General features: G+C 60.9%; 24 protein-coding genes. 8 read left to right on the forward strand and 16 right to left on the reverse strand.

The genetic code is table 11. The annotated features are described in order from the left end of the window. Positions 1-5: 5 nt before the first annotated feature. From GSQ82_RS05500 to GSQ82_RS05535, 8 genes are all read right to left on the reverse strand, one after another. Positions 6-1826, reverse strand: coding sequence for an outer membrane protein assembly factor BamD (locus tag GSQ82_RS05500; protein ID WP_158790990.1), 1821 nt, complete (start codon positions 1824-1826; stop codon positions 6-8). Between the two features lie 70 nt (positions 1827-1896). After that, positions 1897-2571 carry a ribulose-phosphate 3-epimerase gene (gene rpe, locus GSQ82_RS05505; RefSeq protein ID WP_158790991.1) on the reverse strand — a complete coding sequence of 225 codons (675 nt, stop codon included), beginning with the start codon at positions 2569-2571 and terminating at the stop codon, positions 1897-1899. 101 nt (positions 2572-2672) lie between these two features. Next, a complete protein-coding gene (locus GSQ82_RS05510) occupies positions 2673-4070 on the reverse strand; it encodes an excinuclease ABC subunit C (protein ID WP_158790992.1) in 1398 nt (465 codons plus the stop codon). A 391-nt stretch (positions 4071-4461) separates the two neighbouring features. Next, positions 4462-5892 (reverse strand): TldD/PmbA family protein, encoded by a 1431-nt coding sequence (locus GSQ82_RS05515; protein ID WP_158790993.1) that lies wholly within the window; start codon positions 5890-5892, stop codon positions 4462-4464. A 30-nt stretch (positions 5893-5922) separates the two neighbouring features. Further along, on the reverse strand, positions 5923-6231 hold the full coding sequence (locus tag GSQ82_RS05520; RefSeq protein WP_158790994.1) for a hypothetical protein: 309 nt from the start codon (positions 6229-6231) through the stop codon (positions 5923-5925). Between the two features lie 99 nt (positions 6232-6330). Further along, complete coding sequence (locus GSQ82_RS05525; RefSeq protein ID WP_158790995.1) at positions 6331-6639, reverse strand: hypothetical protein; 309 nt, start codon at positions 6637-6639, stop codon at positions 6331-6333. Next, on the reverse strand, positions 6639-8105 hold the full coding sequence (tldD, locus tag GSQ82_RS05530) for a metalloprotease TldD (RefSeq protein WP_158790996.1): 1467 nt from the start codon (positions 8103-8105) through the stop codon (positions 6639-6641). Before tldD ends, GSQ82_RS05525 begins: the two co-directional genes overlap by 1 nt. 112 nt (positions 8106-8217) lie before the next feature. Beyond that, positions 8218-9093 carry a glycoside hydrolase domain-containing protein gene (locus GSQ82_RS05535; protein ID WP_254061442.1) on the reverse strand — a complete coding sequence of 292 codons (876 nt, stop codon included), beginning with the start codon at positions 9091-9093 and terminating at the stop codon, positions 8218-8220. A 65-nt stretch (positions 9094-9158) separates the two neighbouring features. On the opposite strand from GSQ82_RS05535, the gene GSQ82_RS05540 reads away from it, so the two are divergent. From GSQ82_RS05540 to GSQ82_RS05555, 4 genes are all read left to right on the forward strand, one after another. Further along, complete coding sequence (locus tag GSQ82_RS05540) at positions 9159-9692, forward strand: YfiT family bacillithiol transferase (RefSeq protein ID WP_158790997.1); 534 nt, start codon at positions 9159-9161, stop codon at positions 9690-9692. An 11-nt stretch (positions 9693-9703) separates the two neighbouring features. Then, a complete protein-coding gene (locus GSQ82_RS05545; RefSeq protein WP_158790999.1) occupies positions 9704-10126 on the forward strand; it encodes a GNAT family N-acetyltransferase in 423 nt (140 codons plus the stop codon). A 66-nt stretch (positions 10127-10192) separates the two neighbouring features. Beyond that, positions 10193-11785, forward strand: a complete 1593-nt coding sequence (locus GSQ82_RS05550; protein ID WP_158791001.1) for a hypothetical protein — start codon at positions 10193-10195, stop codon at positions 11783-11785. A 22-nt stretch (positions 11786-11807) separates the two neighbouring features. After that, positions 11808-12587 carry a copper resistance protein NlpE gene (locus GSQ82_RS05555; protein ID WP_158791003.1) on the forward strand — a complete coding sequence of 260 codons (780 nt, stop codon included), beginning with the start codon at positions 11808-11810 and terminating at the stop codon, positions 12585-12587. A 145-nt stretch (positions 12588-12732) separates the two neighbouring features. Here the strand turns inward: GSQ82_RS05555 and GSQ82_RS05560 are convergent, their stop codons facing one another. Both GSQ82_RS05560 and rpmE read right to left on the reverse strand, forming a co-directional pair. Continuing rightward, positions 12733-14079 carry a tRNA-dihydrouridine synthase gene (locus GSQ82_RS05560; RefSeq protein WP_158791005.1) on the reverse strand — a complete coding sequence of 449 codons (1347 nt, stop codon included), beginning with the start codon at positions 14077-14079 and terminating at the stop codon, positions 12733-12735. A 69-nt stretch (positions 14080-14148) separates the two neighbouring features. Beyond that, positions 14149-14388: a 50S ribosomal protein L31 gene (gene rpmE, locus GSQ82_RS05565; RefSeq protein WP_158791007.1), complete on the reverse strand. Its 240-nt coding sequence runs from the start codon at positions 14386-14388 to the stop codon at positions 14149-14151. Positions 14389-14669: 281 nt separating this feature from the next. On the opposite strand from rpmE, the gene GSQ82_RS05570 reads away from it, so the two are divergent. Then, complete coding sequence (locus GSQ82_RS05570; protein WP_158791009.1) at positions 14670-15425, forward strand: ATP-binding protein; 756 nt, start codon at positions 14670-14672, stop codon at positions 15423-15425. Between the two features lie 31 nt (positions 15426-15456). Here the strand turns inward: GSQ82_RS05570 and GSQ82_RS05575 are convergent, their stop codons facing one another. Beyond that, a complete protein-coding gene (locus GSQ82_RS05575; RefSeq protein WP_158791011.1) occupies positions 15457-15645 on the reverse strand; it encodes a hypothetical protein in 189 nt (62 codons plus the stop codon). Between the two features lie 214 nt (positions 15646-15859). On the opposite strand from GSQ82_RS05575, the gene GSQ82_RS05580 reads away from it, so the two are divergent. Next, the gene (locus tag GSQ82_RS05580) at positions 15860-16420 is read left to right on the forward strand and encodes a DUF2393 family protein (RefSeq protein ID WP_158791013.1); all 561 of its coding nucleotides are present in this window, start codon (positions 15860-15862) and stop codon (positions 16418-16420) included. A gap of 242 nt (positions 16421-16662) precedes the next feature. Beyond that, positions 16663-17577 carry an OmpA family protein gene (locus tag GSQ82_RS05585; protein WP_158791015.1) on the forward strand — a complete coding sequence of 305 codons (915 nt, stop codon included), beginning with the start codon at positions 16663-16665 and terminating at the stop codon, positions 17575-17577. 380 nt (positions 17578-17957) lie between these two features. On the opposite strand, the gene kdsA is transcribed toward GSQ82_RS05585, so the two are convergent. The 5 genes from kdsA to GSQ82_RS05610 form a co-directional block, all read right to left on the reverse strand. After that, positions 17958-18797: a 3-deoxy-8-phosphooctulonate synthase gene (gene kdsA, locus GSQ82_RS05590; protein ID WP_158791017.1), complete on the reverse strand. Its 840-nt coding sequence runs from the start codon at positions 18795-18797 to the stop codon at positions 17958-17960. Between the two features lie 70 nt (positions 18798-18867). After that, a complete protein-coding gene (locus GSQ82_RS05595) occupies positions 18868-19326 on the reverse strand; it encodes a DUF1641 domain-containing protein (protein WP_158791019.1) in 459 nt (152 codons plus the stop codon). A 24-nt stretch (positions 19327-19350) separates the two neighbouring features. Then, positions 19351-22377, reverse strand: coding sequence for a formate dehydrogenase subunit alpha (gene fdhF / locus GSQ82_RS05600; RefSeq protein WP_158791021.1), 3027 nt, complete (start codon positions 22375-22377; stop codon positions 19351-19353). Positions 22378-22587: 210 nt separating this feature from the next. Next, complete coding sequence (locus GSQ82_RS05605; protein ID WP_158791023.1) at positions 22588-22920, reverse strand: FAD-dependent oxidoreductase; 333 nt, start codon at positions 22918-22920, stop codon at positions 22588-22590. Further along, the gene (locus GSQ82_RS05610) at positions 22884-23891 is read right to left on the reverse strand and encodes an NAD(P)/FAD-dependent oxidoreductase (protein ID WP_158791025.1); all 1008 of its coding nucleotides are present in this window, start codon (positions 23889-23891) and stop codon (positions 22884-22886) included. The genes GSQ82_RS05605 and GSQ82_RS05610 overlap by 37 nt, the downstream gene beginning before the upstream one ends. A 43-nt stretch (positions 23892-23934) precedes the next feature. Between GSQ82_RS05610 and GSQ82_RS05615 the strand changes: the two genes are divergently transcribed. After that, positions 23935-24885 (forward strand): DUF4397 domain-containing protein, encoded by a 951-nt coding sequence (locus GSQ82_RS05615; RefSeq protein ID WP_254061443.1) that lies wholly within the window; start codon positions 23935-23937, stop codon positions 24883-24885. Positions 24886-24898 lie beyond the last annotated feature (13 nt).

Consider the following 24898-nt stretch of genomic DNA (forward strand, 5'->3'; position numbering starts at 1 on the left):
TCAGCTTAGAAGGGGTTGAGCTTGGAGAGGCCCTTCTTCTTCTTGTGCTTGCTGGAGGACTCGTCGCCCTTGTCGAAGCCCGGCTTTCCGTTCTTGCCGTTGGCGTTGGATGCCTGTGCGGCGGCCTGGGTTCCGGGGGCGATGTCGTTGGTGGTCTCAGGGGCTCCAGCGGCCTTTTCTACTGCGGGTAGAGGGGTTGAGTTCTCCGGGCCAACGGCCTTGAGTCCGCCGTTGTCTGCGGGTACTCCGGCAGCGCGCGCGGCAGGTTCAGCACCGGCGGGTGCAGCGCCAGCGGGTGGAGCGGCGGGCGAGGCGGTTGCGCCGGGGCTGAGGATCTCGACTCCCATGCCGTTGCCGGTGGAGGAGGCTGGTGCGGCGTAGCTGCTGGCGGGGGGAGCCGGGTGGTTGCCCTCGACGTTGGTGACAGCTGCCGTGCCTATTGCACCGGACTCAGCTGTAGGAACGTCCTGGAGCTGAAGGGGAGCCGCCGGAGTTGCGGGCGCTGCATCCGCGGTTGCGGGGTTGGTGCTTGCATCGCCGGATCCGCTGGCAGGTGAGGCGGTGCCTGTCTCAGGCTTGGCGGCGAGGGTGCCGGTCGCCGCGGGGGCGCCTGGCTTGAGGGCAGTGTTGAAGTCGGCCATGATCTGCGTGGTGATGTGGGGCGCGAGGGTGGGGGATGGGTCGGTGATGGTGGGCTCGCCGTCGCGCGCTGCCATGACGACGTCGGGCTGATGGAGGACGAGGAGCTTGGCGCGATCCTGCAGGCGGTACTGGCGGCGGCTGTTTTCAAGCGCGACGCTGGCTGCGACCTGCTCGGGCGTTGGGACCGGGATGGGGAGATTCATGGCGTCGAGGCGCTCGCGGGCGTCTTCGACGTGGGGTGAGGCGGAGTGCTCGAGGACGACTTTGGTGTAGGCGGCTGCGGCCTGATCGTCGTAGATCTTTTCGAGTCTTGCCTTGCCTGCTTCGGGGAGCTTCATGTTGCGGACGAAGCGTGCCTCGGTCTCGTAGGCGTCGCCGAGGCCGACGAGGACGTCGTCCATGTGGCTGTACTGCGGATAGGTATCGACGACGGTCTGGTAGCGCGCGATGGTGGCGGGCCAGTTGCTATGCGTGGAGTAGAAGGAGCCGATGGAAGCTTCGCGTGTGGCGAGGACCTCCTGCACCTCGCGCAGACGCTGCTTGGCCTGCGGGACGAGGGTGGACTCGGGAAACTGCTGGAGCATGAGGCGGTACTCTTCTTCGGCGTGGACGGCCTTGGCGTAGTCACGGTCGGGCTTGTCCATCTGGCGGAAGTAGATGTCGCCGACGCGCATCTGGGCCTCGGCAGCCTCGGGTGCATTGGGGAAGAAGGTGATGAAGTCTTTGTACTCCTGCTCGGCCTGGGTGAGGGCAGCGGTGCCGCCTTCCTTGTACCAGCTATCGCCGATGGCGAGCTTGGCTTTCATCTGGTACTGCGAGTCGGGATAGGTGTTGAGGAGGGTCTGGAGGTCGAGGCGGGCGACGTCGAAGTGGCCGCGCTTGGTGGCGTCGACGGCTTTGTCGTAGAGGACCTTGTCGGGAAGGCTGGCGTCGGGGGCGACGAGGCCTTTTTCCTTGCGGAGCTCTTTCTTCGTGTCTTTGGACTGGACGACTTTATCGTCCTTCTTGCCGACGGGAGAGGAGAGAGTCACGCTCTCGTGCTGCTGGCCGTTGGCGTCGGTGGTGCCCTGCGAGTTACCGGTGACCTGTGCGATGGCACTGAAGGAAGAGATCAGAAGCCCGGCAATGGCAAGTCCTGCCAGCGAGCTGGCCCTGACACTGGGAAAAAAAGAACGCTTGTTCATCCGCTGTAAACCCAATCTGCCTGGCGTCCAAGTTCGCCCAGGCTGCTGCCATCTATTCTAAACGCTCCGGTCAGAGTTGTGCCGGAGTTGCTGCGCGAGCGAGTTTGAGGAAATCCTTGGCGTTCTGTTCGGTCTTGCCGGGGGCGAAGATGGCGGAGCCGGCGACGAGCATGTCCGCTCCTGCTTCGACGACCTGGGCGACGGTATCGTGAGCGACGCCGCCGTCGACTTCGATGCGAAAGTTGAGGCCCATCTCTTCGCGGAGCTCTGCGAGGTGGGCGATCTTGTCGAGGGCGAGGGGAAGAAACTTCTGGCCGCCGAAGCCGGGGTTGACGCTCATGACGAGGACATAGTGAAGCATGGGAAGGACTTCGATGAGGGTGTCGACCGGGGTGGCGGGGTTGAGGACGACGCCGGGAAGCATGCCGTGGTGGACGATCTGCTGAAGGGTACGGTGCAGGTGGCGGCAGACCTCTTGGTGGACGCTCATGAGGTCGGCACCGGCTTCGGCGAAGTCGGCGATGAAGGCGTCGGGATTCTCAACCATCATGTGGCAGTCGAGGGGGAGTTTGGTGACGGGGCGCAGGGCCTTGACCATGGGCGGGCCGAAGGTGATGTTGGGGACGAAGTGGCCGTCCATGATGTCGACGTGGAGGATGGTGGCTCCGCCGCGTTCGGCTGCGGCTACGTCGTCGGCGAGGTGGGCGAAGTCGGAGGCCAGGATGGATGCTGCCAGTTCAATCACGAGGGTTCGCTCCTGAGTGCAAGTCTATCAGCGGGAGCGGGGGTGGGATAGGTTTGGGGATGGAAGGATGAGGCTGGGAGTGTGGGAGTTTGTGAGAACGATTATTCGGCTTCGCTGGTGGGCTTGTCTGAGTGGGGTGCGAGATTTTTGGGGACGATGGGGACTTCGCGCTCGACGTCGGGACGGCCTTCGTGGAGGATCTTTGTGCGCGCGGCTTTGGCTGCATCGCGGCTGGTCTCGGCCATGGGCTTGGGGTCGCCGATGACCATGCGGGCGGCGCCGCGAAGGATGCTGCGGATGCGCCAGCTGCCGTCGTCGCCGGAGAGGAAGATCTCGCCGGTGCGCTGCTTCTCGGGACGGTAGTACCAGCGGCGCACGAGGGAGAGGTGATCGCTGAGGAGGGCGAGATCGTTGGTGGCGCCGACTTTGGCTTCGAGTGCGGCGATGGCTTGCGCGGCGCGGGTTTCGGGTGAGCTTTGGACGCCGTCTGCGGATGCGCCTTCCAGCGGGACGGCTTGGAGCATGAGGGGTTGGGCGAAGAGAGAGCTGCCGACGGAGGTCTGCTCGCGGACGGCGCGGACGCCGAGGGTGGAGAGATGTTCGGGGCCGACGATGCAGCCGCCGTCGAGGAGGAAGAGCGCGGCCTGCTCGGTGGAGTCGTCTTGTTGCGCTGCGGTTTGGACGATGACGGCGCGGAGCTTCGGGATGGGACGCACGATCCAGTCGGCGAGGGTTTGCGTTGCTTTGACCTTCTGCCACTGCGCATGGAGTGCGGCGGCTTTTTCGAACTTCATGGCGGAGGAGGCTTCTTCGCGTTCGAGTCCGATGTCGATGATCATGCTCTCGCCGAGGGTGTCGAAGAAGCGTTTGACGGCTTTGGCCTCCGCTGCGTACTCGTCGGGCGTGCAGGCGAGGTTGCAGGGCGCGAGACACTTCTTCATCTCCTGGTAGACGCAGCCGGGGTGCTCGGGATAGGGCTGGAGATCTTCGTAGCAGCGGCGGAGTTTGAAGAGATCGAGGACGGCGTCGCAGTATCGTTCGGCGGAGAGGCGCGAGGGGAAGGGGCCGTACATCTGGTCGAGCCCGGCGCGGTTGAGTTTGTTGGTGGGATAGACGCGGGGGTGCGCGTTCTCCATAGTGAGGCGGAGGAAGTAGGGCGTGTGCAGCTTGAGACGGCGGCGGGCCTCAGCGTATCCGAAGAGTGCGGCGGTGGCTTGATAGAGGACGAGAGAGGACTCGAAGGTGGAGCCGGTGATGCAGTACTCGATGCGTGCGACTTTTTCGCGGAGATTGAGGCGTTTGGACTGCGACTCGGGCGGGTCGAGGAGACGACGCATGCGCCGTCGAATATCCGTGGTCTGGGTCAGGTAGGGCGAGTCTTCCGGGCGTGCGCCGTAGAGCGCGAAGATGCCGGGTTGTGCAGGGATAGCGCGCAGAATCTCTTCGGCGTGGTCTGGGGTGAAGAGGACGACGTGCTCGAAATGGAAGATCGCTGCCACAGGCTGAATTGTAGTCGCAAAAATTTGCAGAGGCTAAGATGAATTACTTGATTTCGGAAGAGGCCCAAAGTGTTTAACGTCGAACCGCAAGAGCAGTGGAATGCGAATGAAGCCGCCGAGTTCGAAGAGTATGTTCAAGCGCGGCACAGAAAGATGAGGAGGGCAGCTATTTGGGCAGGTGCGGCACTTCTTCTGAATCTTCTCTGCATCGACCCATTTTTATATGGGCACTCCTTGCATCGTTACTGGGACACTACAGGGAAGTATCTCCTTTTGCTAGCGATGGCTGTGTTTCTCTGGTTTGTATTGAGAGTGGCTTTCGTCTGGACATCATGGCAGAGTGCTCGCGACACACGACGCGAGTTTGGCGACCCATTGTAGGAACTAATTGCTACGCACCTGCGATCGTCATACCTTCGATGCGAATTGTAGGCGCTGCGCTTGCTCCGCGGAAGACGAGATCATTGCCGATGCCGACGATGTTGCGGTACATGTCTTTGAGATTTCCTGCGATGGTGATCTCTTCGACGGGGTAGGCGATCTCGCCGTTCTCGATCCACATGCCGCTTGCGCCCTGGGAGTAGTCGCCGGTTACGAGGTTGACGCCGAAGCCCATGGTCTCGGTGACGTAGAGGCCGGATTTGATGTCGCCGATGATCTCGTCTGGTGTGAGCGTGCCGGCTTCGAGGAAGAAGTTGCCTGCGCCGATGCCGGGGTTTCCGGCGAGACCGCGAGAGGCGTTGCCGGTGGAGTGCATGTTGAGCTTGCGCGCGGTGTAGGTGTTCATGACGTAGTTCTTGAGGATGCCGCGTTCGACGAGGACGGTGCGGCGGGTGGGCAGGCCTTCGCCGTCGAAGGGACGGGTGCCGAAGCCGCCGGTCTTGATGTCGCTGCTGTCTTTTCCGCTGTCTTTGCCGCCGAAGACGATGGTGCCGTCGTCGATGACGGTGATGTTTTCTCCGGCGACCTGTTCGCCGAGGAGGCCGCTGAAGAAGGAGGCGTTGCGGTAGATGGCGTCGCCGTTGGCCGCGTCGAAGATGTTGCCGATGATGCTGCGGGCGATCTCGGGTGAGAAGACGACGGGGGCTTTTTGCGTTTTGACCTGGCGGGCGCCGAGGCGCTTAAGGGTGCGGCGGGCGGCTTCGTGACCTATTGCTTCGGGGTTCTCGAGCTTCCTGGTGGTGCGGGCGCTGGAGTACCAGTAGTTGCGCTGCATGTTGCCGTTTTCGTCGTGGGCGATGGGCGCGGCGGAGAAGCCGCAGTAGCTGCGACGGTATTCGCCGATGAAGCCGCGGGAGTTCATCAGGATCTTGTGCGAGGTGGAGGTGTCGAAGTCGCCGCCGCCGGAGTTCTGGATGCGGGCGTCGTAGGCCATGGCCGCTGCTTCGGTGCGTCGTGCGATCTCGATGCGCTCGGCGGGCGGCATCTGGTTAACGTCTTCGAAGTAGAGGTGCTGATCTTCGTCGATCTGGCCGAACTCGTGCGCTTCGGGGAGACCGGCGAAGGGGTCTTCGCTGGTGATCCTGGCGAGGGTGACTGCGCCTTCGACGAGGCGAGCGATGCTCTCGGCGGAGAAGTCGGACGAGGAGGTGCTGGCGGTGCGCTGGGCGTTGCCGGATGCGATGAAGACGCGCAGGCCGACGGCACGGGAGCCGGATTCTTTGAGGGTTTCGACCTGGCCCAGACGCACGAGGGCGGAGAACTCATCGCCCTCGTAGACGACAGCTTCGGCGTCGGTGGCTCCGGCTTTGAGGGCCTTTGCGAGGACTTCGGAGGCGAGCTGCTTCAGGTCGGACGAGACAACGGGCGCGGACTGTGACACGTATTACTTACCTCGACGGGCGATGTGACTTCAGCGAACTGGCGTTTGGGACATGCGGGACTGGCGACCGTCGGTGGCTTTGAGGAAGTGCATGCCGGCGAGGCAGTACTCGGAGTCGCTCTTGAGCTTGTGCTCAATGTGAGAGGCAGCTCCGTCTTCGGTGCGACGCTTGTAGAGCTTGACGGGGCCTCCGCAGTCCTTGCAGCGGAACTCGGTGTCGTTGTCTTCGAGGGCGACGGCGATGGGTTTGATCTTCCAGAATGGCTCGTAGCCACCGGTTGCTTTGACGCGGCGACGTTTTACTTCGCACTCGTAGAATTTTTCGCGGTCGATTGCCATGATGCACCTCGTTTGCAGGGAAGCTGTTGAGTCTTACTGTTACGTTTTACTTTCTGTTGTCGTGCAAAAGAGAGTGTGCGAAGAGTGTGCCGTTAGCGGCTATTCGACGGGATGGTCCGATTGCTTTGGCTGACGGCCGTCGGTGGCTTTTTTGAATAACATACCGCCGAGGCAGTACTCGGAGTCGGCGGGAGATTTGTGTTCGACGTAGGGCACGGCGCCGGCTTTGCCGTTGCGGCCGAGGAGCTTGACCACGCCGAAGCAGTCCTTGCAGCGGAACTCGGTGTCGCTGTCGGCGAGTGCGTCGACTACAGGCTTGACCTTCCAGAAGGGCTCGTAACCACCGCCTGCCTTGACACGACGGCGCTTCACTTCGCACTCATACATCTTTTCGCGTTCGACTGCCATTATTGTCCTGTTCCCCCGACCGTCATGCGGTCGAGCTTTACTGTGGGCATGCCTACGCCGACGGGCACGCTCTGCCCGGCCTTGCCGCAGGTGCCGATGCCTTCATCGAGTGCAAGATCGTTTCCAACCATCGAGACGTACTTGAGAGCTTCGGGGCCGTTGCCGATGAGGGTCGCGCCTTTGACCGGGCGGGTGACCTTGCCGTCTTCGATGAGGTAGGCTTCGCTGGCCGAGAAGACGAACTTGCCGTTGGTGATGTCGACCTGGCCGCCGCCGAAGTTGACGGCGTAGAGGCCGCGTTTGACGGACTTGATGATGTCTTCGGGCATGTCGTCGCCGTTGAGCATGTAGGTGTTGGTCATGCGCGGCATGGGGATGTGGTGGTAGCTCTCGCGGCGTCCGCTGCCGGTGTTGGGCATGCCCATGAGGCGCGAGTTGAGCTTGTCGGAGAGGAAGCCTTTGAGGATGCCGTTCTCGATGAGGACGGTCTCCTGGGTGGGGTTGCCTTCGTCATCCATGTTGATGGAGCCGCGGCGACCGGGCATGAGGCCGTTGTCGACGACGGTAACTTTTTCGCTGGCTACCTTCTGGCCGATGAGTCCGGCGAAGGCTGAGGTCTTCTTGCGGTTGAAGTCGGCTTCGAGGCCGTGGCCTACGGCTTCGTGAAGGAGAACGCCGGGCCAGCCGGGGCCGAGGACGACGGGCATCTCGCCGGCGGGAGCTTCGATGGCTCCGAGCTGGAGGATGGCGGTGCGGGCGGCCTCGCGGGCGTAGTGTTCGGGGGACTTGTCTCCGTCGCCCTGGCTGCGGGTGTCTTCGAAGAAATCCATGGTGACGCGTCCGCCGCCTCCGCTGCTGCCGCGTGCGGTGTTGACGCCGTCTTTCGCGATGACGAAGACGTTGAGGCGGGCGAGGGGCTGAGTGTCGGAGGCGAAGGTGCCGTCGGAGGCAGCGACGAGGATGCGGCGGAGCTCGTCGTTGAAGCCGGCGCGGACCTGGGTGATGCGGGAGTCGTAGGCGCGGGCGGCCTTGTCGGCGCGTTGGATGAGGGCGAGCTTGGCGGCGATCTCGGCGTCGCTGGTGGCTCCGGCGACGGGGTAGAGCGAGGGGGCGTCGCTGGTCTGGCGGAAGCCGCTCATGAGCTCTTTGGCCGGGCCGCTGGCGATGAGGGCTGCGGTACGTGCGGCGCGGAGGAGGCGGTCGCTGGAGAGGTCGTCGGTGTAGGCGTAGCCGGTGCGTTCGCCGGAGAGGACGCGGATGCCGCAGCCTACGCTGATGCCCTGACTGGCGGATTTGACCAGGGACTCGTCGATGCCGAGGGAGGTGGAGGTGACCGATTCGAAGTAGAGGTCGGCGTAGTCGCCACCGGCCGAAAGTGCTTCCCCGAGGCAGCGCTCCATCAGACGTTCAGAGATTCCCAACTTTTCGATGAAATATCGCTTGTGATCAGGAGGGATTATGGTCATTACTCTTGATTCTAGGCTTCTAAGGGGGCCGGGGCAACTGGAATCGGCGTAAGGGACGCTTCGGAGTAGACGCTACGCGATTGAAATGAGCAGATTAGATGGGGGAGCGGGTTCAGCGTCCGTGGGAGGGGTCGGATGAGGCGGCTACGTTGAGATCGAGGATCTGGCCGGGAAGGCCGGGGGCGTAGCAGTTGCCGTTGGGGGCGTAGGTCTTGCTGCAGGAGGCGGTGATGTCGCGGCGGCGCGGGGATTGGGCGTACTGCCAGGCGGTGACGTCTGGGGTTCCGCTGGCGTTCGGCGGCGGAGGCTGCATGGTGCATCCGCTGGCCGGGGGGCAGGCGTCCTGATAGACCCAGATGGCGACGGGGTGAAGGTGCTGGGCGGCGACGTGGTCGCGGATGTCCTGCACGGTGGTGATGGTCTTGCCGGGGCCGTCGGGGACGGGCTGTCCGCTGACGTAGGCTCCGGGGAGGTAGCCGGAGTGGGCGACTGCTTCGGTCCAGCCGAAGAGGTATCCGGACTGGGAGGAGGTGAGGCGGCCGCCTTCTTCCTGGTCGAGGAAGAGGATGGCGCCGGTGGGGAAGTGCTCGCGCTGGGCTGCGGCTACTGCGGCGGCGGCGTCCTTCGCACCGAGGGCGGCGGGAGTGGTGGCGGTGGACCTGCTGGTATGGGTGATCTCGGCGTCGAGGCGGCCGTTTGCGAGGACAAGGAAACCGAAGCCGTTATGGAGGAGTGCGTCGCGTTTGCCCTGCCAGGTGTTGTGGGTTGCGCCGGGGGGATTGTTGAGCCAGTATCCGGCGAAGGCGAAGTAGCGGTGCAGGGTGGGGAGTGCGGCGTCTCCGGGGTACTGGTTTTTGTCGAAGCCTGCGTAGGCGCTCTGCTGCGCGTGTGCGGTCTGTGCCGGCGTGAGAGCCAGCGTTAGGGACAGCATCACGGTGAGGGTAGATATCAGATACGAGCGCATGGTGGCGAAGGGATGCAAGGTCAACTCTTCATAGAGGTTACACAATGTCGTGTGCTAACTTGCAAAGATAAAGTTCTGGAGGAGGGTGTATGTCGCTGAGCGAACTTGACCCGCGATATCCGATTGGCGGCTTTGCGGCGCCTGAGACTATTTCACCGGACGAACGGACCTCCGCGATCGGTACGCTGGCGGAGCTGCCGGAGCGCCTGCGCAATGCGGTGGATGGGTTGAGCTTTGCACAGCTGGGCGCGCCGTATCGCGAGGGTGGATGGAGCCTTCGCCAGGTGGTGCATCATATCGCCGACAGCCACATGAATGCGTTTATCCGGGTACGGCTCGCGCTGACTGAGGACTGGCCGACGATCAAGCCATACGACGAGGTGGCTTGGGCGAAGCTGCATGATTCGGCTGCGCCGGTGGAGTGGTCGCTGGAGCTGGTTGAGGCGCTGCATGCACGATGGGTGATGCTGCTGCAGTCGCTGAACGATCAGCAGTGGCAGCGGGGATTTAATCATCCGGAGAGTGGTCCGGTGACGGTGGAGCTGACGACGCTGACCTATGCGTGGCACTCGCGGCATCATGTGGCGCACATCACGCATCTGCGCAACCGAGAGGGCTGGTAGCGTACCTGCGCATGAGAACGATACAGATTGCTACGACCGCGGATGAGATCGATCGCTGTTTTCCGGTGATGCGTCAGCTTCGTCCGATGCTGGTTGCGGAGGAGTTTGTGGGCCGCATCCAGACGCAGCAGGCGGAGGGGTATCAGCTGGCGGTTCTCGAGGACAAGGGCGCGGTTGCGGCGGTTGCGGGCTTTCGTCTGCAGACGCTGCTGTGGAGCGGACGGACGCTCTACGTGGACGATCTGGTGACCGATGAGGCGATGCGGTCGCAGGGCCATGGCGAGGCAATGCTGAAGTGGCTGATCGCACTGGCACGCGAGGCCGGGTGCACGACGTTCATGCTGGACTCGGGAACGCATCGGCATGAGGCGCATGCGTTTTACTTTCGCAATGGGCTGCGGATCTCGGACTTTCACTTCAAGCTTGCTCTGTAGGTTCCGTCGATCATCTTGAGCGTCATTGATGCATCTGCGTGCATGCAGGTGTGATAGCGTTCGGCTATGTCGCCAAGAGCCACCTCCGCGGAGCCTGCGCAGACGGTGGAACAGATCTCCGCCGCAGTGGAAACATTTTTAGCTGAGTCGCCGCGTGCCGTGGTGCTGGAAGACGGCAAGGTGGTCTTCGATTTGCGCGATGCGAAGTACAAGCTGGCGGCTGAACATGGACGCTGCACACTGCATCTGTGGAGTGAGGATCGCAATTTGGTCCGGCGAGTGAGTGCGACGGAGATGCGCAACGGGGTGTTGCGGCTGAGTACGCATCGCTTCGGGCAGACGAAGCCTCAGACGCTGGAGCTGGTGACTGATCCTGATCGACGCACGCCGTCTACGCGAGAGGCGACGCGGGTGAAGTATCTGCGTGTGCTGGAGCGTGTGCTGGTGCGGAGTTTTCCGGAGTTCAAGCCGGAGGCGTTTCGGACGGCGATGGATCTGGAGAAGAGCTTTGGGCCGGCGTATGCGCGGGGATCGCTGGTGCAGGGACAGAAGGCGTGGGCTGTGATCGCGGTGAATGAGGAGGAGACGCAGGCTACGGTCGACGGCGTTTTGACGCTGGGGATTCTGTGGCTGCACCATTGTCGCGAGTCGGGGGATGGGCGCAGGCTGTATCAGGGATTGAAGCTGGTGGTGCCGCGGGGTATGGCGACGCTGACGCTGTCGCGGATGGCGTGGCTGAATGTGTCTGCGGCGCAGTGGGAGCTTTGGGAGCTGGATGAGAAGAGCGAAGAACTGGAGCAGCGCGATGCTGCGGACCATGGAAATCTGACGACGCGGCTGATGCATGCGCCGAATGAACAGGCGGCACGGGAGCGGTTTGCCGAGTCCAGAGCGCGGGTGATGGCGCTGGTTCCGGAGACGATGCGCGAGGTGGTGGAGGAGCGGATCCGCAGCGGAACGGAGCTTGCGTTTTTGCTGCATGGGTTGGAGTTTGCGCGGGTGCGGATGGGGTACGCGGGAAACTCGTTTAATAGCGCGCAGGAGATTACGTTTGGCGCGGGCGCGAATGAGACCCCGCTGACGGATGAGAACGAGAGTGAGTTACGGGAGTTGGTGTCACGGCTGTTTGCGCGTCGCGTTGCCGGCGGGGATAAACGCGATCCGCTGTATCGCATGCAGCCTGAGCGGTGGCTGGAGAGTGTGTTGCGGCGCGATGTTTCGCCGATCGATGAGCACTTGAAGACGGACCATGTTTATACGCAGGTGCCTGCGTTTGCGGCGGCGGATCGTGGGATGCTGGACCTGCTTGGCGTGGGTGGTGATGGGCGTTTGGCTGTGATGGAGTTGAAGGCGGAGGAGGATCTGCATCTTGCTTTGCAGGGGCTTGATTACTGGGTGCGGGTGCGGTGGCATCATCTGCAGCATCTCGATCAGGCGACGGGGCTGGGTGAGTTTCAGCGGCATGGATACTTTGGTGGACTGCGGTTGTCGACAGAGGCTCCGCGGCTGTATCTGGTTGCTCCTGCACTGCGGATACATCCTGCGACGGAGATGGTGTTGCGCTATCTGTCGCCTCGGGTGGAGTGGACTCTGGTGGCGTTGGATGAGCGATGGCGGGTGAAGGTAAAAGCTGTTTGGCGGAAGCGTGGAAGGGAATAAGATCGCTGGCGAGAGGTTCGCAATGATCTTTGGAAGATTTGCTGTGGGGTTGGCTGGTCTGCTGATGGTGATGGGTGTAGGTGTTGGGCAGGCGAAGACGGTGACGCTGGGGGCGTCGGATAACCGGACGGATGTCTCGCTGATTTTGGGGGACACGCTTGTGGTGGAGCTCTCGGCGGGCGATGTGAACGGCTTTCAGTGGGTGTCGCATCTGCCGAAGGGTTCTGGGCTGGCGGCTCTGAATGAGGATGTGGTGCCTGCCAGCAAGGCTGCTGGGCCGGTGCAGATCAAGCAGTTTCGGTTCAATGCGGCGGCGGTTGGCGAGGTGACGTTGGTGTTTGGTTTCGAGACTGAGGTGAAGGTTCCGGGTGGGGCTCCACAGGATACGTCTGCGTATTCGGTGCGGGTGCATATCGGGTCGGGTGCTCCGCAGGCGGGAACGGCTGTTCTCTTCGGGACTTATAAGGGGACGATGCCTTGTGCGGATTGCAGTGGGTTGGATATGGTGCTTCGGCTGTATGCGAAGGGGAAGTACGACACGACGTATGCGTTTTATGTTCGGACGCAGACGTATCGCGGGGCTCCGCATGGGGACGTGACGTTTTCGGATCGGGGCGAATGGTTCTTGTCGCGCGGCGATGCTACGGACCCAGATGCGACGGTGTATCAGCTCAACCCAGATGATGCGCAGCGGGCGGATTCATTTTTGGTGGAGGAGAAGGGTGCGGCGCTGGTTCAGTTGGATCGGGAGCAAAAGCCGATCGATACTACGATGAACATGACTCTGAGGAAAGTGCCTTAAGCGCCTGCGCGGCGGGCGGTCACTTCGTGACTTTCATACCGCTTTGCGTGGGCCTCCCGTTGGTCGGCAGGAAAGATCTTTCAGGCGACCATCGGGAGCAGCGACCGAAGGGGTATGGAAGTCACGAAGTGACCGCAGGTCGTCATCAGTCGCAGTAGGCGGCGGAGGCGAAGAGCGATTCGTCTTGATCCACGGGTAGTGGTTCTGCGGTGATTTTGCTTTCGGCGCGCGTGGCGAAGAAGTGGTCTACGGCGTCCAGGACGGAATCGCCGTTTTTCGATTCGAAGATCTGTTTGCGCAGTCCGCTGCCGCCGGGGACACCGTGGGTGAACCAGCTTGCGAACTGCTTCATCTTGCCGACGCAGTCGCGGTGACGCTGGTCGCGGGCGATCTGACCGGCAGCGGTGATGGCGGCTGCGCGGGCCGCTTCGGCTGCCTCTTCGAGTGCAATCTCATCGACCAACATGCCGAAGTAGGTGCGGATCATGCGGTAGCGATCCTGGTCGGTGGGGTGGTCGTAGGTGCCGACGCCGGTGGCCTCTTTGGAGGCGGTGTACTGCGCGATCTGGCGGAAGATCCATGGGTTTGCCGGGGCGGCGCGGCCGATCATGACGGCGTCGCAGTGGGTGACGTCCACCATGGCGGCGGCGTCTTCGGGAGTGCGGATGTCGCCGTTGCCGATGACTGGGATGTTTACGGCGTCTTTGACTGCGGCGATGTACTCCCAGCGCGCCTGGCCGGTGTAGCCATCTTCGCGGGTGCGGGCGTGGAGGGCGATGGCGTTGAGGCCGCAGTCTTCGGCGAGCTTCGCAAGCTCGACGCAGACGATGTTTTTGTCGTTCCAGCCCATGCGGATCTTGACGGTGAAGGGGATGGTGACGGCGGCGCGGATGTTTTTGAAGAGGGTCGCAATGAGTGGCAGGTCGCGCAGCAGGCCGGAGCCGCCGTTGCAGGCGACGACGCGCTTGGCGGGGCAGCCGAGGTTGAGATCGACGAGGTCGAAGCCGGCGTCCTGCACGATGCGCGCGGAGTCGGCGAGGGTGGTGGGGTTGGAGCCGAAGAGCTGCGCGGAGATGGGGTGTTCGTCGTCGTAGTAGGTGAGGTAGCGCTTGCGCTTGACCTCGCGCATACGGGAGAGGCCATCGGCGGAGGTGAACTCCGTCATGATGAGGCCGCAGCCGGACTGCTGGTTGGAGGTGACGCTGTCTACATTTGCGGCGTTTGCAGCTCCGCCGTTCGCGGTATCTCCGGCGTTCGCGGTATCTCCGGCGTGATCGGCGGTGCTCTCAGCGGCGCTGGAAAACTGGCTGGCGTTCTTGATGAAGCGGCGGAAGACGGTGTCGGTGACGCCGGCCATGGGGGCGAGGACTGTGGCCGGGGCGATCTGGACGTTGCCGATGGTGAAGCTGGCGGGGACGCGGGTGTGCTCGGGCATGGTGTGCTCGTTGGGCGAGTCCCAGCGTTTCTGCTCGAGGGTGTAGCGCTTTTTCATAACGTTTCGTGATGGGACAGACAAAGGCCCCCGCGGATGGCGGAGGCCCCTGGGTGGTTTTGGCTCCGCTTACTTGGTGGCAGCGGTCTCGGCCTTGCCTGCGTCGGACTTGGCGAACTTGCGGCGGAAGCGCTCGACACGGCCTGCGGTGTCGATCAGCTTCTGCTTGCCGGTGAAGAACGGGTGGCAGGCGGAGCAGATTTCGACGACGATGTCGCCCTTGTGCGTGGAGCGGGTCTCAAAGGTGCTGCCGCAGGCGCATTTGACGTTGATGGCGTTGTAGCTTGGGTGAATACCTTCTTTTGGCATGGTAATAGTCCTTTTCTTTAATCTTTGTATGCCTGCCGGCTCGCGGTTCGCTTGCAACGGTAGAGTTCACGTCACATCGAAGTGCCTGTCGCGCCGCCGCTTACGCCTCGGTCAGGAGGCGTTCAAGCAGTTGGTTTCAGTTTATCTGTTTTAGTTGGATTCGCACAGGGGAATTTGGATTCAGGTGCTGCGATACTGGAGGAACGCTCGATACTCCAATGGCCAGGTTCTGGCAGTGAACTGCGGCAGTGAGTATCGGTAGCGGCCAGATAGAGCAAAAGATGAGTGAAGTGTGTTCGATATGCGGTGGGTCGGGCCTGCGGGTCTTGCAGCAGGATGGCAGGCAGTTTGCCCAGGACTGTGTCTGCCGGGTGCAGCGGCGCGCGGAGCGGATGTTGGGGCGGGCGCACATTCCCAAGCGGTACGAACATTGTTCGCTGGAGAGTTACGAGACGAACTTTCCTTCGTCGAACCGCAGCCTGGGATCGGCACACCTGCGCGCGAGGAAGTTTGTCGAGGGGTATCCGGTGGAGACTGTCGGCACGGGGCTTCTTCTGACCGGATCGATTGGGGTAGGGAAGACGCATCTTGCGGTGGGCATCCTGCAGGCTTTGGTTGCGGAACGTGGTGCGACCGGGCTATTCGTCGACTATCGTGACCTGTTGAAGCAGGTGCAGCACAGCTATAACCGTCAGGTGGCGGCGACGGAGCTGGAGATTTTGGCGCCGGTTTTTGACGCCGAGGTGCTGGTGCTGGATGAGCTTGGCGCATCGAAGCCGACCGACTGGGTGTGGGACACCGTCGCGCACATTCTGAACACACGATACAACGACCGCCGGACCACGATTATCACGACGAACTACTCGAACGCGGGTCCGCTGGGGACTGAGACCGGCCCACGGGGCTCGATGCGCGAGGAGACGCTGGGCGATCGGATCGGCGAACGCATGCGATCGAGATTGCAGGAGATGTGCGTGGTTGTGGAGATGCAGGGAGAAGACTTCAGGCAGAAGGTCAAGCGCGCCAGCTTTGCTTAGAGCGATGGACGCTGAAGTACGGCAGGTGCTGCTAGAGCAGGGTGAAGAGGAGAAACAGTCCGGCGGTGAGGGCTGCGATCTGATAGAGGCGATCTGCGGCGGTTGGGAGAACGGTTGCATCAGATGAGGCCGGTGCGAGTTGCTGCAGGCCCGGTGGATGGTCGATGAGGGGATTGAGAGGGATCTGAGGGTTCGACGGCGTATGGCTCTGCGGGTTCATCGTTGGCCTCTCCTCGATTTGGATTTGGCGTTGTCTGCTGACAGAGGGTTGTCTGGCAACAGACGTTTGATGTTGGTTAACGCGATAATGCACCAACAAGTTCTGGTTCGCGATGAAAATCGAGCAAAGTTTTTAGGGGTGCGATTCTTCTCTGGTTCGCCCTCGTCGCGGCTGAGGCAGTCGCGTCGCGTGGGCGGGTATAGAATTTTTGCTTATGAGTGAACCAAATCAGCCAGATAAACCCTTTGCTGCCGCCCCTGTGCGGTCAGAGATGTTTGCAAGCAAGCCACCTGAGGACGGGGGAATGCCCGTGATGGCGTGGGGCGTGGCCGGGCTGGTGGTGCTGGTCCTCTTCGGGGCGGTGCTGTTTGCGACTCGGAGTAAGAAGGCGGCGCCGTCCAATACGGTCCAGCCGCTTGCCGCCTACGCGTCCAGCCTGCCGCTCACCCAGCTTGCGATGAGCGAGTCTACGAGTCTCTCCGGGGGGAAGTCGACCTTCATCGATGGCCACATCAAGAACACGGGAAGCCAGACCATTACTGGCATTACTGTTCAGGTGCTGTTTCGGAACGACGAGAATATGCCTCCACAACTGGAGACTCTTCCCTTGGCGCTGATACGTACGCGCGAACCGTACATTGACACGCAGCCGGTGGGCGCGGCGCCGCTGAAGCCGGGCGATGAGCAGGATTTCAGGCTCATCTTTGAGGTCATTCCGCCTAACTGGAACACGCAGATGCCTGAGGTTCACGTCATCGAAGTGGCTTCGAGGTAACTGCAAAATAATGGGTTAGCGCGTCTGGACGAACGCGGTAACCGGGTAATAGTTACCCGCTCATCGGAAGATTTTGCGTAAGTAGGTCCTAATGGCGCACCTGTGGAGAATGTTTACTTTCGATTAACCGTAATTATATCAATGAGATAGGTGGTAATACCAGTTTGGCATGAGACATGCTCTAGTGTTATGCGTGTTGACGTCTGATCACAGACGCATCGCAGTACAGGAGAGTAAAAATCATGATGAAATCCGGAACGACTTTCGGCCTCCCAGCACTGTTACTTGGAAGCGCACTCGGTATCTCGGCATTCGCCCAGACCAGCACGCCCGCAGCACAGACTACACAGGGAACGGACCCTGCGGCAGCCAGCTCGACCAACAGCTCCATGAACCCGGACGATAAGGCGACCTACGCCACCGGCAAACCATTGGAGCAGCAGTCAAAGGAAGGCTTTTGGGGCCATATGAACCCCTTTGCCCGCAAGAAGTGGGTAAACCGCCAGGTTGCACCGATCAAGGGACAGGTAAACGAACTTGATCAGCTCCAGGCGAAGAATGCAGGCGATATTCGCGATGTTGACTCCCGTTCGCAGGCTGGCATCAAGAATGCGATGAATGCGGCCAACACCGCCGATCAGCATGCTCAGGACGCTGGCAACCGTGCGAACTCTGCGCAGACACTGGCAGGGAATGCAAGCAACCGTACCGATGCACTTGGCAATACGGTAGGCAGTTTGGATCAGTATCAGACGGTATCGCAAACTGCGGTTCCGTTCGTTGCGGGACACACTGTTCTCGGACCCAAGGCTAAAGGCGATCTGGATGCTTTCGCTTCCTCGCTCGCAGGCGAGAAGGGTTACGTCATCGAGGTTCAGGGTTACAGCCGTTCAGGCGTCCAGACCTCACAGGCGATGGCTGACTCGGTCGTCCGCTATCTGGTCACCGAGCATCAAGTTCCGGTCTTCCGGATCTACAAGACAGGCCTTGGCAAGAATACTGCCAAGCCAGCAGATGGAGAGCAGGCGGTCGTGAACGGTGTTCGCGTAACGCTGCTGCATAACAGTCTGGCGACGATGGGTTCTAACTCCGCGTCGAACTCGGCTGCTCCTAGCACCTCCCGTACGGGAGTAAGTTCACCGCAGGTGAATCAGTAGCCCTCCCCCTAGGGCGGTGTAGCAGGTATCCTTCTGCACCGCCCGCAAGTTTGCCGAGATAGCGACTAAGAGCGCACTCGCAAAAACCTCTCCTAACCAGAGAGAACCAAGGCAGATTGGCCCCTCGCTTGAGGGGCCGTTTTTTTTAACTTGAAGATATGGCCTGCCGGCCGGACCCACTGCTCGTGGGGAGGAGGTCACTTCGTGACTTTTATACCTTGTTGTGGGGATGCCATATTCGTGGGCCTCGCGTTGCTCGGCAGGATGATTACGACCAGCGGGAGGACCTAAAGGATGATCCTGCCACGACAAGGTATGCGCGTCACGAAGTGACCTCCCGCTGAGTAAGCGGCCCGTCCGGCAGGACATCATCTTTACGTCTACTTTGTGACAGCCTCGTGTACAGCCAGCAGTTGCTCCAGCACGGCCTGCAGATTGTTCAGATGGAGCGCGTTGGCTCCGTCGGACTTTGCCTCCGCCGGGTTGTCGTGGACCTCGAGGAAGATGCCGTCAACGCCCGCTGCGACTGCGGCGCGTGTGAGCACAGGGATGAACTCCGGTTGGCCGCCGCTGACGCCGTTTCCCGCAGAGGGAGTCTGCACGGAGTGGGTTCCATCGAAGACCACCGGTGCAAAGGAGCGCATGATCGGCAGTGCGCGCATATCGACGACGAGGTTGTTGTATCCGAAGCTCGCACCGCGTTCGGTTAGCGAGACGCGCTCGTTGCCGCTCTCGCGAATCTTTTCGACCGCATGCTTCATATCCCATGGGGCGACGAACTGGCCTTTCTTTACGTTGATCGCTCCGCCGGTGCTCTTGGTGGCTTCGGCGGCGGCGATCAGGAGGTCGGTCTGGCGGCAGAGAAACGCGGGAATTTGGAGCACATCGACCGATTCAGCGACGATGGCGCAGTCGACAGCGGTGTGGACGTCTGTGAGAACGGGAAGGCCTGTGCTCTCTCGAATGCCGCGCAGGATGCGGCAGCCTTCGACTAGTCCTGGGCCGCGAAAGCTTTTGATGGAGGTGCGGTTGGCCTTGTCATAGCTGGCCTTGAAGATGTATGGCACGTTGAGGTCGGAGGTGATGCGTTGGATGGCGTCTGCGAGCATGCGCGCGTGGCCTTCCGATTCGAGCACGCAGGGGCCTGCAATGAGAAAGAGTCGTCCGCGGCCTACGGGAACTTTATGGGGAGCATTGCCGATGTCGAAGGAATGAGTCACATCTAATATTTGACCATAGCCGAAGCGGTTCAGGTTATACGCTTGCGATGCGTGGTCTAACTCAAACCGCTTACTCCTTCAATGAGCGTCCGAGGCCGGAGAGAACGAGGGTCATGAACGATAGTCCGCGGCGGCTATCCTCGCTTGTGGCGCGCTTGGCAAGCTGCCAGAGGCTGGGTGCCTTCTTCTCCTGCTGATGTTCTTTCGTCGCGCCGGACATCACCTTCGAGAGCTGGTCGAGCACCTCGGGATCTAGCTCTGTCAGGATCTTCGCGGCGGTGAGTAGGTTGCGTATACCGGCGATTCCTTCTGGTGTCGCGGCATACTTCGAGAGGGTGTTGAAGATCGTGTCCTTTGCTCCGATGGCTCCGTGCAGGATATCGAGCAGGCCTTTTTCGTGGGCGGCTTCGAGCACATCGTAGAGCAGGAGCAGGGCCTCTGCGTGCTCTTCGGGGGCTCTTTCAAGTTTGCGCTGAAAATCTGCCTTGAAGTCGACGGTGACGGGTTTGAACGCGATTGGTTTTGCCATGACAGCTCCTGACGACGGTAAACGCTAGACGGTGGTGGAGGTGATCTGAACGAGCTTATCTGCGGGAGCGGTGCCGGGAAGGTGGTAGTCGGCGCGTGCCCACTTGCGTTCGATCTCCAGGCCGCTCTGCGGGGTGCGTTTGCCGTAGCGGAAGTTTCTGCGGGGCAAGGGATTGTCGCCTTGTTCGGGCAGCAATGTCATGTTCACCGCGGTCTCCTTGAATGCAGGCGTGTGGGTGTCGCGGTCGGTGAAGCTGCTCGTCAGCCTGTTGACCGGTTCATGAACCGAGTTCAGCGTCATGTAGAGCTGTTTGCCTTGCACGCGGTCCGATACCAAGACCTGCACTCTGGCTTTGCCATGCGGCGAGGTGACCTGAACGTATCGTCCCGTGGTGACTCCGCGCTCGGTTGCAAGCTCCGGCGAGACCTCGATCCAGCTATTCGGCGTGATCTCCTTGATGCCTGCGGTGCGGAGGGTCATGCTGCCCTGCTCGAAGTGTTCCAGCAGGCGGCCGTTGTTGAGGTGCAGATCGTAGATGGAGCTGGTCTCCTCCGATGGTGGGATATAGTCTACCGGATGGAACTTCGCCTTACCGTCGGGGAAGGGAAATTTTTCTGTGAAGAGAAGCGGGGAGTCGGTGCCGTCGGCGTGAACGGGCCATTGCAGGGTGTTAAAGCCCTCGAGCCGGTGGTAGCTGACGCCGGCAAACAACGGTGTCAGACGCGCTACTTCATCCATGATCTCGGACGGATGCGTATACGTCCAGTTGCCGCCCATGCGATTTGCGATGAGTTGAATGATCTCCCAGTCGGCTTTGGCTTCGCCGAGAGGCTCCATCGCCTTGTAGATGCGCTGAATGCGCCGCTCCGTGCTGGTGAAGGTCCCATCTTTTTCGAGCGAAGCAGCGGCCGGCAGTACGAGGTCCGCATAACGTGCCGTCTCGGAGAAGTTGATGTCCTGCACGATGAGAAACTCAACCTTTTCCAGAGCGCTGCCGACGAAGTTCGCATTGGAGTCGGAGGTGATGGTGTCCTCGCCTTTGATGTAAAGAGCCTTAAGCGTACCCGCCAGAATGGCATCGATCATCTGGTGGTTGTCCTTGCCCGTGGAGGTGGGCAAGCTGACGCCCCAGTCGGCCTCGAACTTCGCGCGTACGTCGGGATCATCCACCTTTTGGTAGCCCGAGAAGACATTCGGCATCGAGCCGTAGTCGCTGGCGCCTTGCACATTATTGTGGCCGCGAAGTGGATAGGCTCCTGCGCCGGGACGCATGTAGTTTCCGGTTACGAGCAGGAGATTGGAGAGAGACGTCGCCGTGTCGGAGCCGCCGCAGTGCTGGGTGACGCCCATCGCAAACAGGATACAGACTCCGTCCGCGGCGGCGATCTCGTGTGCCACCATAGTCAGAGTATTCGCGGGAACGCCGGTGATCTTCTCCGCGTACTCGATGGTGTAAGGCTCAAGCGACTTCTTGTACGCGTCAAAGTTGTTGACCCACTTGTTGACGAAGTCCATCTTTGCGAGACCACTGTCGATGATGTACTTCGCCATGGCGCACATCCATACGGCGTCGGTGGAGGGGTTGGGGCGGAAGAAGATGTCGGCGCGTTCGGCCATCTCATGCTTGCGCAAGTCTGCGACAATCAACCGCTGTCCGCGATGCTTGTGCGAACGCTTCACTCGCGTCGCCAGCACAGGATGATTCTCCGCCGGATTTGCGCCTACGATCAATACGAGTCCAGCCTTCTCGATATCGGAGATGGAGCCGGAGTCGCCGCCGTAGCCGACGGTGCGTTGCAGGCCCATCGTAGCTGGGTTCTGGCAGTAGCGCGCACAGTTGTCCACGTTGTTGGTACCGATGACGGCGCGTGCGAGCTTCTGCATCACATAGCTCTCTTCGTTGGTGCACTTCGAAGAGGCGATGAAGGCCAAGGCGTCGGGGCCGTGTTCGTTCTTGATGCGTTTGAAGGTGTGTTCGATGATGTCCAGCGCTTCGTCCCACTCGATCTCGCGGAAGCTTTCACCGTCGCGCAGCAAAGGTTTGGTGAGCCGGTCGTCCGAGTTGATGTGTCCCCAGGCGAACTTGCCCTTCACGCAGGTCGAGATTCCGTTGGCCGGACCGTGCGTCGGTTCGATCTTCAGAATGTGGCGCTCTTTGGTCCAGACCTCGAAGCTGCATCCGACCGCACAGTAGGTGCAGACGGTTTTGGTGCGCTTGGTGCGTTCGCTGCGCATCTCGGCTTCCATCTCCGAGAGGGAAAGAATCGGCCCATACCCGATGGGCGGCTCAACGCCCTTGACTACATCGATCATGTTATTGAGCGTTGCGGTAGGCAGGTCGGTCATGTAACCGGCCTCGCCCAGCATCGACTTTTCCATCAGCGCGTTGCACGGACAGACCGTCACGCAGTGGCCGCAGGAGACGCAGCTCGAGCCTTCGATCTGCATGCCTCCATCCCACAGCACGCGGGGATGGTCGCTCTCCCAGTCGATCGAAAGCGTCTCGTTCACCTGTACGTTCTGGCAGGACTCCACGCATCGCCCGCAGAGAATGCACTGATCGGGATCGTAGCGGTAGAACGGGTTCGACATGTCCTTCTCGTACGGCTTCCGCTTATACTCGCGCGACTGGTGCTTCACATCCAGGACGGCGGTGGTGTTGTGGATCGTGCAGTTCTGGTTGTTGTTATCGCACACGGTGCAGTAGAGCATGTGGTTCTGCAGGATACGGTCGAAGGCTTCGCGCTGTGCGATGTCCACCGTCTCGCCCGCAGTCTCTACGTTCATCCCTGCGACAATCTTTGTCGCACATGCGCGAACCAGCTCCCCGTTGACCTTCACCATGCAGGTATCGCAGCTTTGGATGGGTCCCATCTGCTCCAGATAGCAGACCTGAGGCACGGGCTTTTGCACGTGGGCTGCGGTGCGCTGGTTTAGCAGATCGATCAATAGTCCACCCGCGTGTGCCGGGACCTTTAGTCCATCGATCGTCAGCTCTGTGTTTGGGGTGTGATCGACGGGGGTATTGAGAAGTTTCTTCATGTTCGCCATAGTGTCCTGACCATTGGATGCAGCAAAAAGATTACGAGCGCCCAGCGTTTCCGCACTCTCCTTTCACATTACACCTATTTTGCAGTGACGAAATCTCGACAAAAGTATACGTCCGACTGTGCTCTGGAAGCATCGAAGGAATCCGTTTGATCTTTGGGATAGGTTTGGTCCTCAGTCTAATGAACTGGTTAAGATGAACTTAGAAGCGCGTCACTCGCCTGATGGGCTGGTGACTGACTGGTTGAGGATCTGATCCGCGGCCCGCAACCCGGAGCGCATCGCTGCATGCACTGTGCCCCAATGCCCGGTGGTGTCGGTGTGCTCCCCGGCGAAGAATAGCGTTCCAGCGACCGGCTCCGACATCTTCTTCGACGCGTCCAATCCGCCGGTAGCCACGTAGCTGTAGGCGCCCTGGAAGAGAGGATCGTGCTGCCAGTCATGGGTGTGACAGCCTAGCAATAGTCCACGAAGTTGTTGCTCGTCCAAGGCGAATATCTTTGCCAGCGTTACGCATGCGTGGAGGCCGAGTTTTTCTTCGTCCATGTCGGCGAGTGCGGCTGAACGCGGCCCGCCGACCAGCCCGTGATCGTATGACTCACCTCTGGATGGGGTGTCCACCACACTGGCGGCATCTCTGAGAAGGCAAAGAGGAAGCTCAGATCGTTGAGCTCAGGTTGCGGCTCCAGTCTCTTCCAGAACAGGTCGCGGAACAGCAGGGTGAAGCGGCGAACCTGCCCCATGCGCAGACGTCCCGCAGCTTCGAGTATGGAGTCGGGTCGCGGCGAGATTTCAACAGCACCGGTCTGCAGTACGCCCAGCGGCAGGGTCACCACGACATGCTTCGCGCTATAGCTGCCTGTACCTGTAACTACTTGGGCTTGCCCAGGTTTCCACCGAATTGAGGACACGGGGGTGCCGGTCAAAAGCCTGCCACCCAAAGCGTCGATCTTTTTAGCGAGATACGCGGGGAGCTGGTCGTAGCCACCACGCAGCCTGTAGAGGCGGTCGCCCTCACTTGCGTCCTCGGCTTTCTGCTGCGCTCCGAGAGCGGCCGCGCTCGCCTTGCGATGATCGGCTGCGTTGAATCCTTCGACGTAGCCGATGGCTCTGCCGCGCTCTTCCGCCGATATCTCAAGCTGGTCAAGGTACTCCGCGAAGCTAACGTCCGGGCCTTCGAAGCTCTTCAGCTTCTCCAGCGGTTCGAACATCTTGTCCCGCTCGTCGCCGCATTTGTCGAGCTTTCCGTCCTCGAAGCACATCTGCGCTCCGCCGCGCTCGTAGGTCTCAAGTCCAGCCTCATCGACGAGTGCCCACAGCTCTGGTGGTCGCCCGTGAATGAACTCCGCGCCAAGCTCAATTGCCTCATCGCCGACGTGCCTCGTCAGGATGCGGCCGCCGATCCGCTCCTGCGCCTCCACGACAAGGACTTTCATTCCTGCTTCGGCCAGCGCGCGTGCCGCCGTCAGTCCGGCCATTCCCGCACCGATTATCAGAACCTCGTTTTCTGCCTTCATAAGTAAAGTTTAGATGCGTAGCCGGGGCGCTGCGTCTTTTGGTATGGAAGACGTAAAAGCATCCGGGACTTCGCTCGTCTTTTATATGCGCATCCCGATGCATCCCCTTGCGCTCGATCCATCCCTCGAAAGCGGCATCTTTGTCGGCGTCGGGATATCATTCCGTCATCGCCTGCGGGCTGCGGATCGGTTAGAGTGGTTTGTGTCGATGTTCCAATCCAACATGCTCCATGCGAGCCGGCGGTTTATGTTTTTCAAGCCCCTTCAACTCGTCCATCCCGTAGTTCGCCTTGCTGTCGTCGCAGGAGCCCTCACGCTGCTCTCCGGCTGCCAGGCTGTTGTGAGCACCGCGCCAGCTGCTCAGGTCCGCATTATCAATGCCTCTCCGGATGCTCCGGGTCTGGACATGTATGAAGGCAGCACCGCGCTCGCTTTCAACCTGGGCTTCGGCACCATCACGTCGTATATCCCCATTGCTCCCGGCAGCTTCACTATCAATGCGGACGCCTCGGGAAGCAAGCAGGCACTAGCTACAAACAGGAGCATCTTCGCCGGTTCGACCCAGTACACCATCCTGGTCGGCAACACGCTCGCGAACCTGCAGCAACAGACGCTCACCGATCAGAGTCAGCCGGCGCCATCGGGCCAGGTCTCGCTGCGTTTCATCGATCAAACTACACGCAGCGGCGCCGTGGATATCTATCTCGTTCCCTCCGGCCAGAAGCTCCCCGCCGTCACTCCGCTGGTTACTGGCGTAGTCTTCAGTACCAACACCGGGTACCTCAATGTTCCGTCGGGTGCTTACACCATCGTCATGGTGCCATCGGGAACCGCCATCACGACCACCACGATCCCTTCCTACACGGGGCCGCAAGTCGCCTACGCCGCTGGTGCTGTAAGGACTATCGTTCTCATCGATCAGCAGTTGATCACCGCGCCGGGTCTTCAGGTCATCACCGCCGAGGACTTCAACTCAGCCGTGGCCACCAGCTAAGTTCAAAGCTAGC

This window comes from Granulicella sp. L60 (genome assembly GCF_009765825.1).
Lineage (GTDB): Bacteria > Acidobacteriota > Terriglobia > Terriglobales > Acidobacteriaceae > Edaphobacter.

Bases quoted from the DNA above. Each gene is read 5' to 3' on its own strand.
- GSQ82_RS05540 (WP_158790997.1), top strand. From the start codon at position 9,159: ATGTCGCTGAGCGAACTTGACCCGCGATATCCGATTGGCGGCTTTGCG.
- GSQ82_RS05585 (WP_158791015.1), top strand. From the start codon at position 16,663: ATGATGAAATCCGGAACGACTTTCGGCCTCCCAGCACTGTTACTTGGA.
- GSQ82_RS05555 (WP_158791003.1), top strand. From the start codon at position 11,808: ATGATCTTTGGAAGATTTGCTGTGGGGTTGGCTGGTCTGCTGATGGTG.
- GSQ82_RS05595 (WP_158791019.1), bottom strand. From the start codon at position 19,326: ATGGCAAAACCAATCGCGTTCAAACCCGTCACCGTCGACTTCAAGGCA.
- fdhF (WP_158791021.1), bottom strand. From the start codon at position 22,377: ATGGCGAACATGAAGAAACTTCTCAATACCCCCGTCGATCACACCCCA.
- GSQ82_RS05560 (WP_158791005.1), bottom strand. From the start codon at position 14,079: ATGAAAAAGCGCTACACCCTCGAGCAGAAACGCTGGGACTCGCCCAAC.
- rpmE (WP_158791007.1), bottom strand. From the start codon at position 14,388: ATGCCAAAAGAAGGTATTCACCCAAGCTACAACGCCATCAACGTCAAA.
- GSQ82_RS05570 (WP_158791009.1), top strand. From the start codon at position 14,670: ATGAGTGAAGTGTGTTCGATATGCGGTGGGTCGGGCCTGCGGGTCTTG.
- GSQ82_RS05580 (WP_158791013.1), top strand. From the start codon at position 15,860: ATGAGTGAACCAAATCAGCCAGATAAACCCTTTGCTGCCGCCCCTGTG.
- tldD (WP_158790996.1), bottom strand. From the start codon at position 8,105: ATGACCATAATCCCTCCTGATCACAAGCGATATTTCATCGAAAAGTTG.
- GSQ82_RS05545 (WP_158790999.1), top strand. From the start codon at position 9,704: ATGAGAACGATACAGATTGCTACGACCGCGGATGAGATCGATCGCTGT.
- GSQ82_RS05610 (WP_158791025.1), bottom strand. From the start codon at position 23,891: ATGAAGGCAGAAAACGAGGTTCTGATAATCGGTGCGGGAATGGCCGGA.
- GSQ82_RS05550 (WP_158791001.1), top strand. From the start codon at position 10,193: ATGTCGCCAAGAGCCACCTCCGCGGAGCCTGCGCAGACGGTGGAACAG.
- GSQ82_RS05525 (WP_158790995.1), bottom strand. From the start codon at position 6,639: ATGGCAGTCGAACGCGAAAAGATGTATGAGTGCGAAGTGAAGCGCCGT.
- GSQ82_RS05615 (WP_254061443.1), top strand. From the start codon at position 23,935: ATGGAAGACGTAAAAGCATCCGGGACTTCGCTCGTCTTTTATATGCGC.
- GSQ82_RS05500 (WP_158790990.1), bottom strand. From the start codon at position 1,826: ATGAACAAGCGTTCTTTTTTTCCCAGTGTCAGGGCCAGCTCGCTGGCA.
- GSQ82_RS05575 (WP_158791011.1), bottom strand. From the start codon at position 15,645: ATGAACCCGCAGAGCCATACGCCGTCGAACCCTCAGATCCCTCTCAAT.
- GSQ82_RS05605 (WP_158791023.1), bottom strand. From the start codon at position 22,920: ATGGACGAAGAAAAACTCGGCCTCCACGCATGCGTAACGCTGGCAAAG.
- GSQ82_RS05520 (WP_158790994.1), bottom strand. From the start codon at position 6,231: ATGGCAATCGACCGCGAAAAATTCTACGAGTGCGAAGTAAAACGTCGC.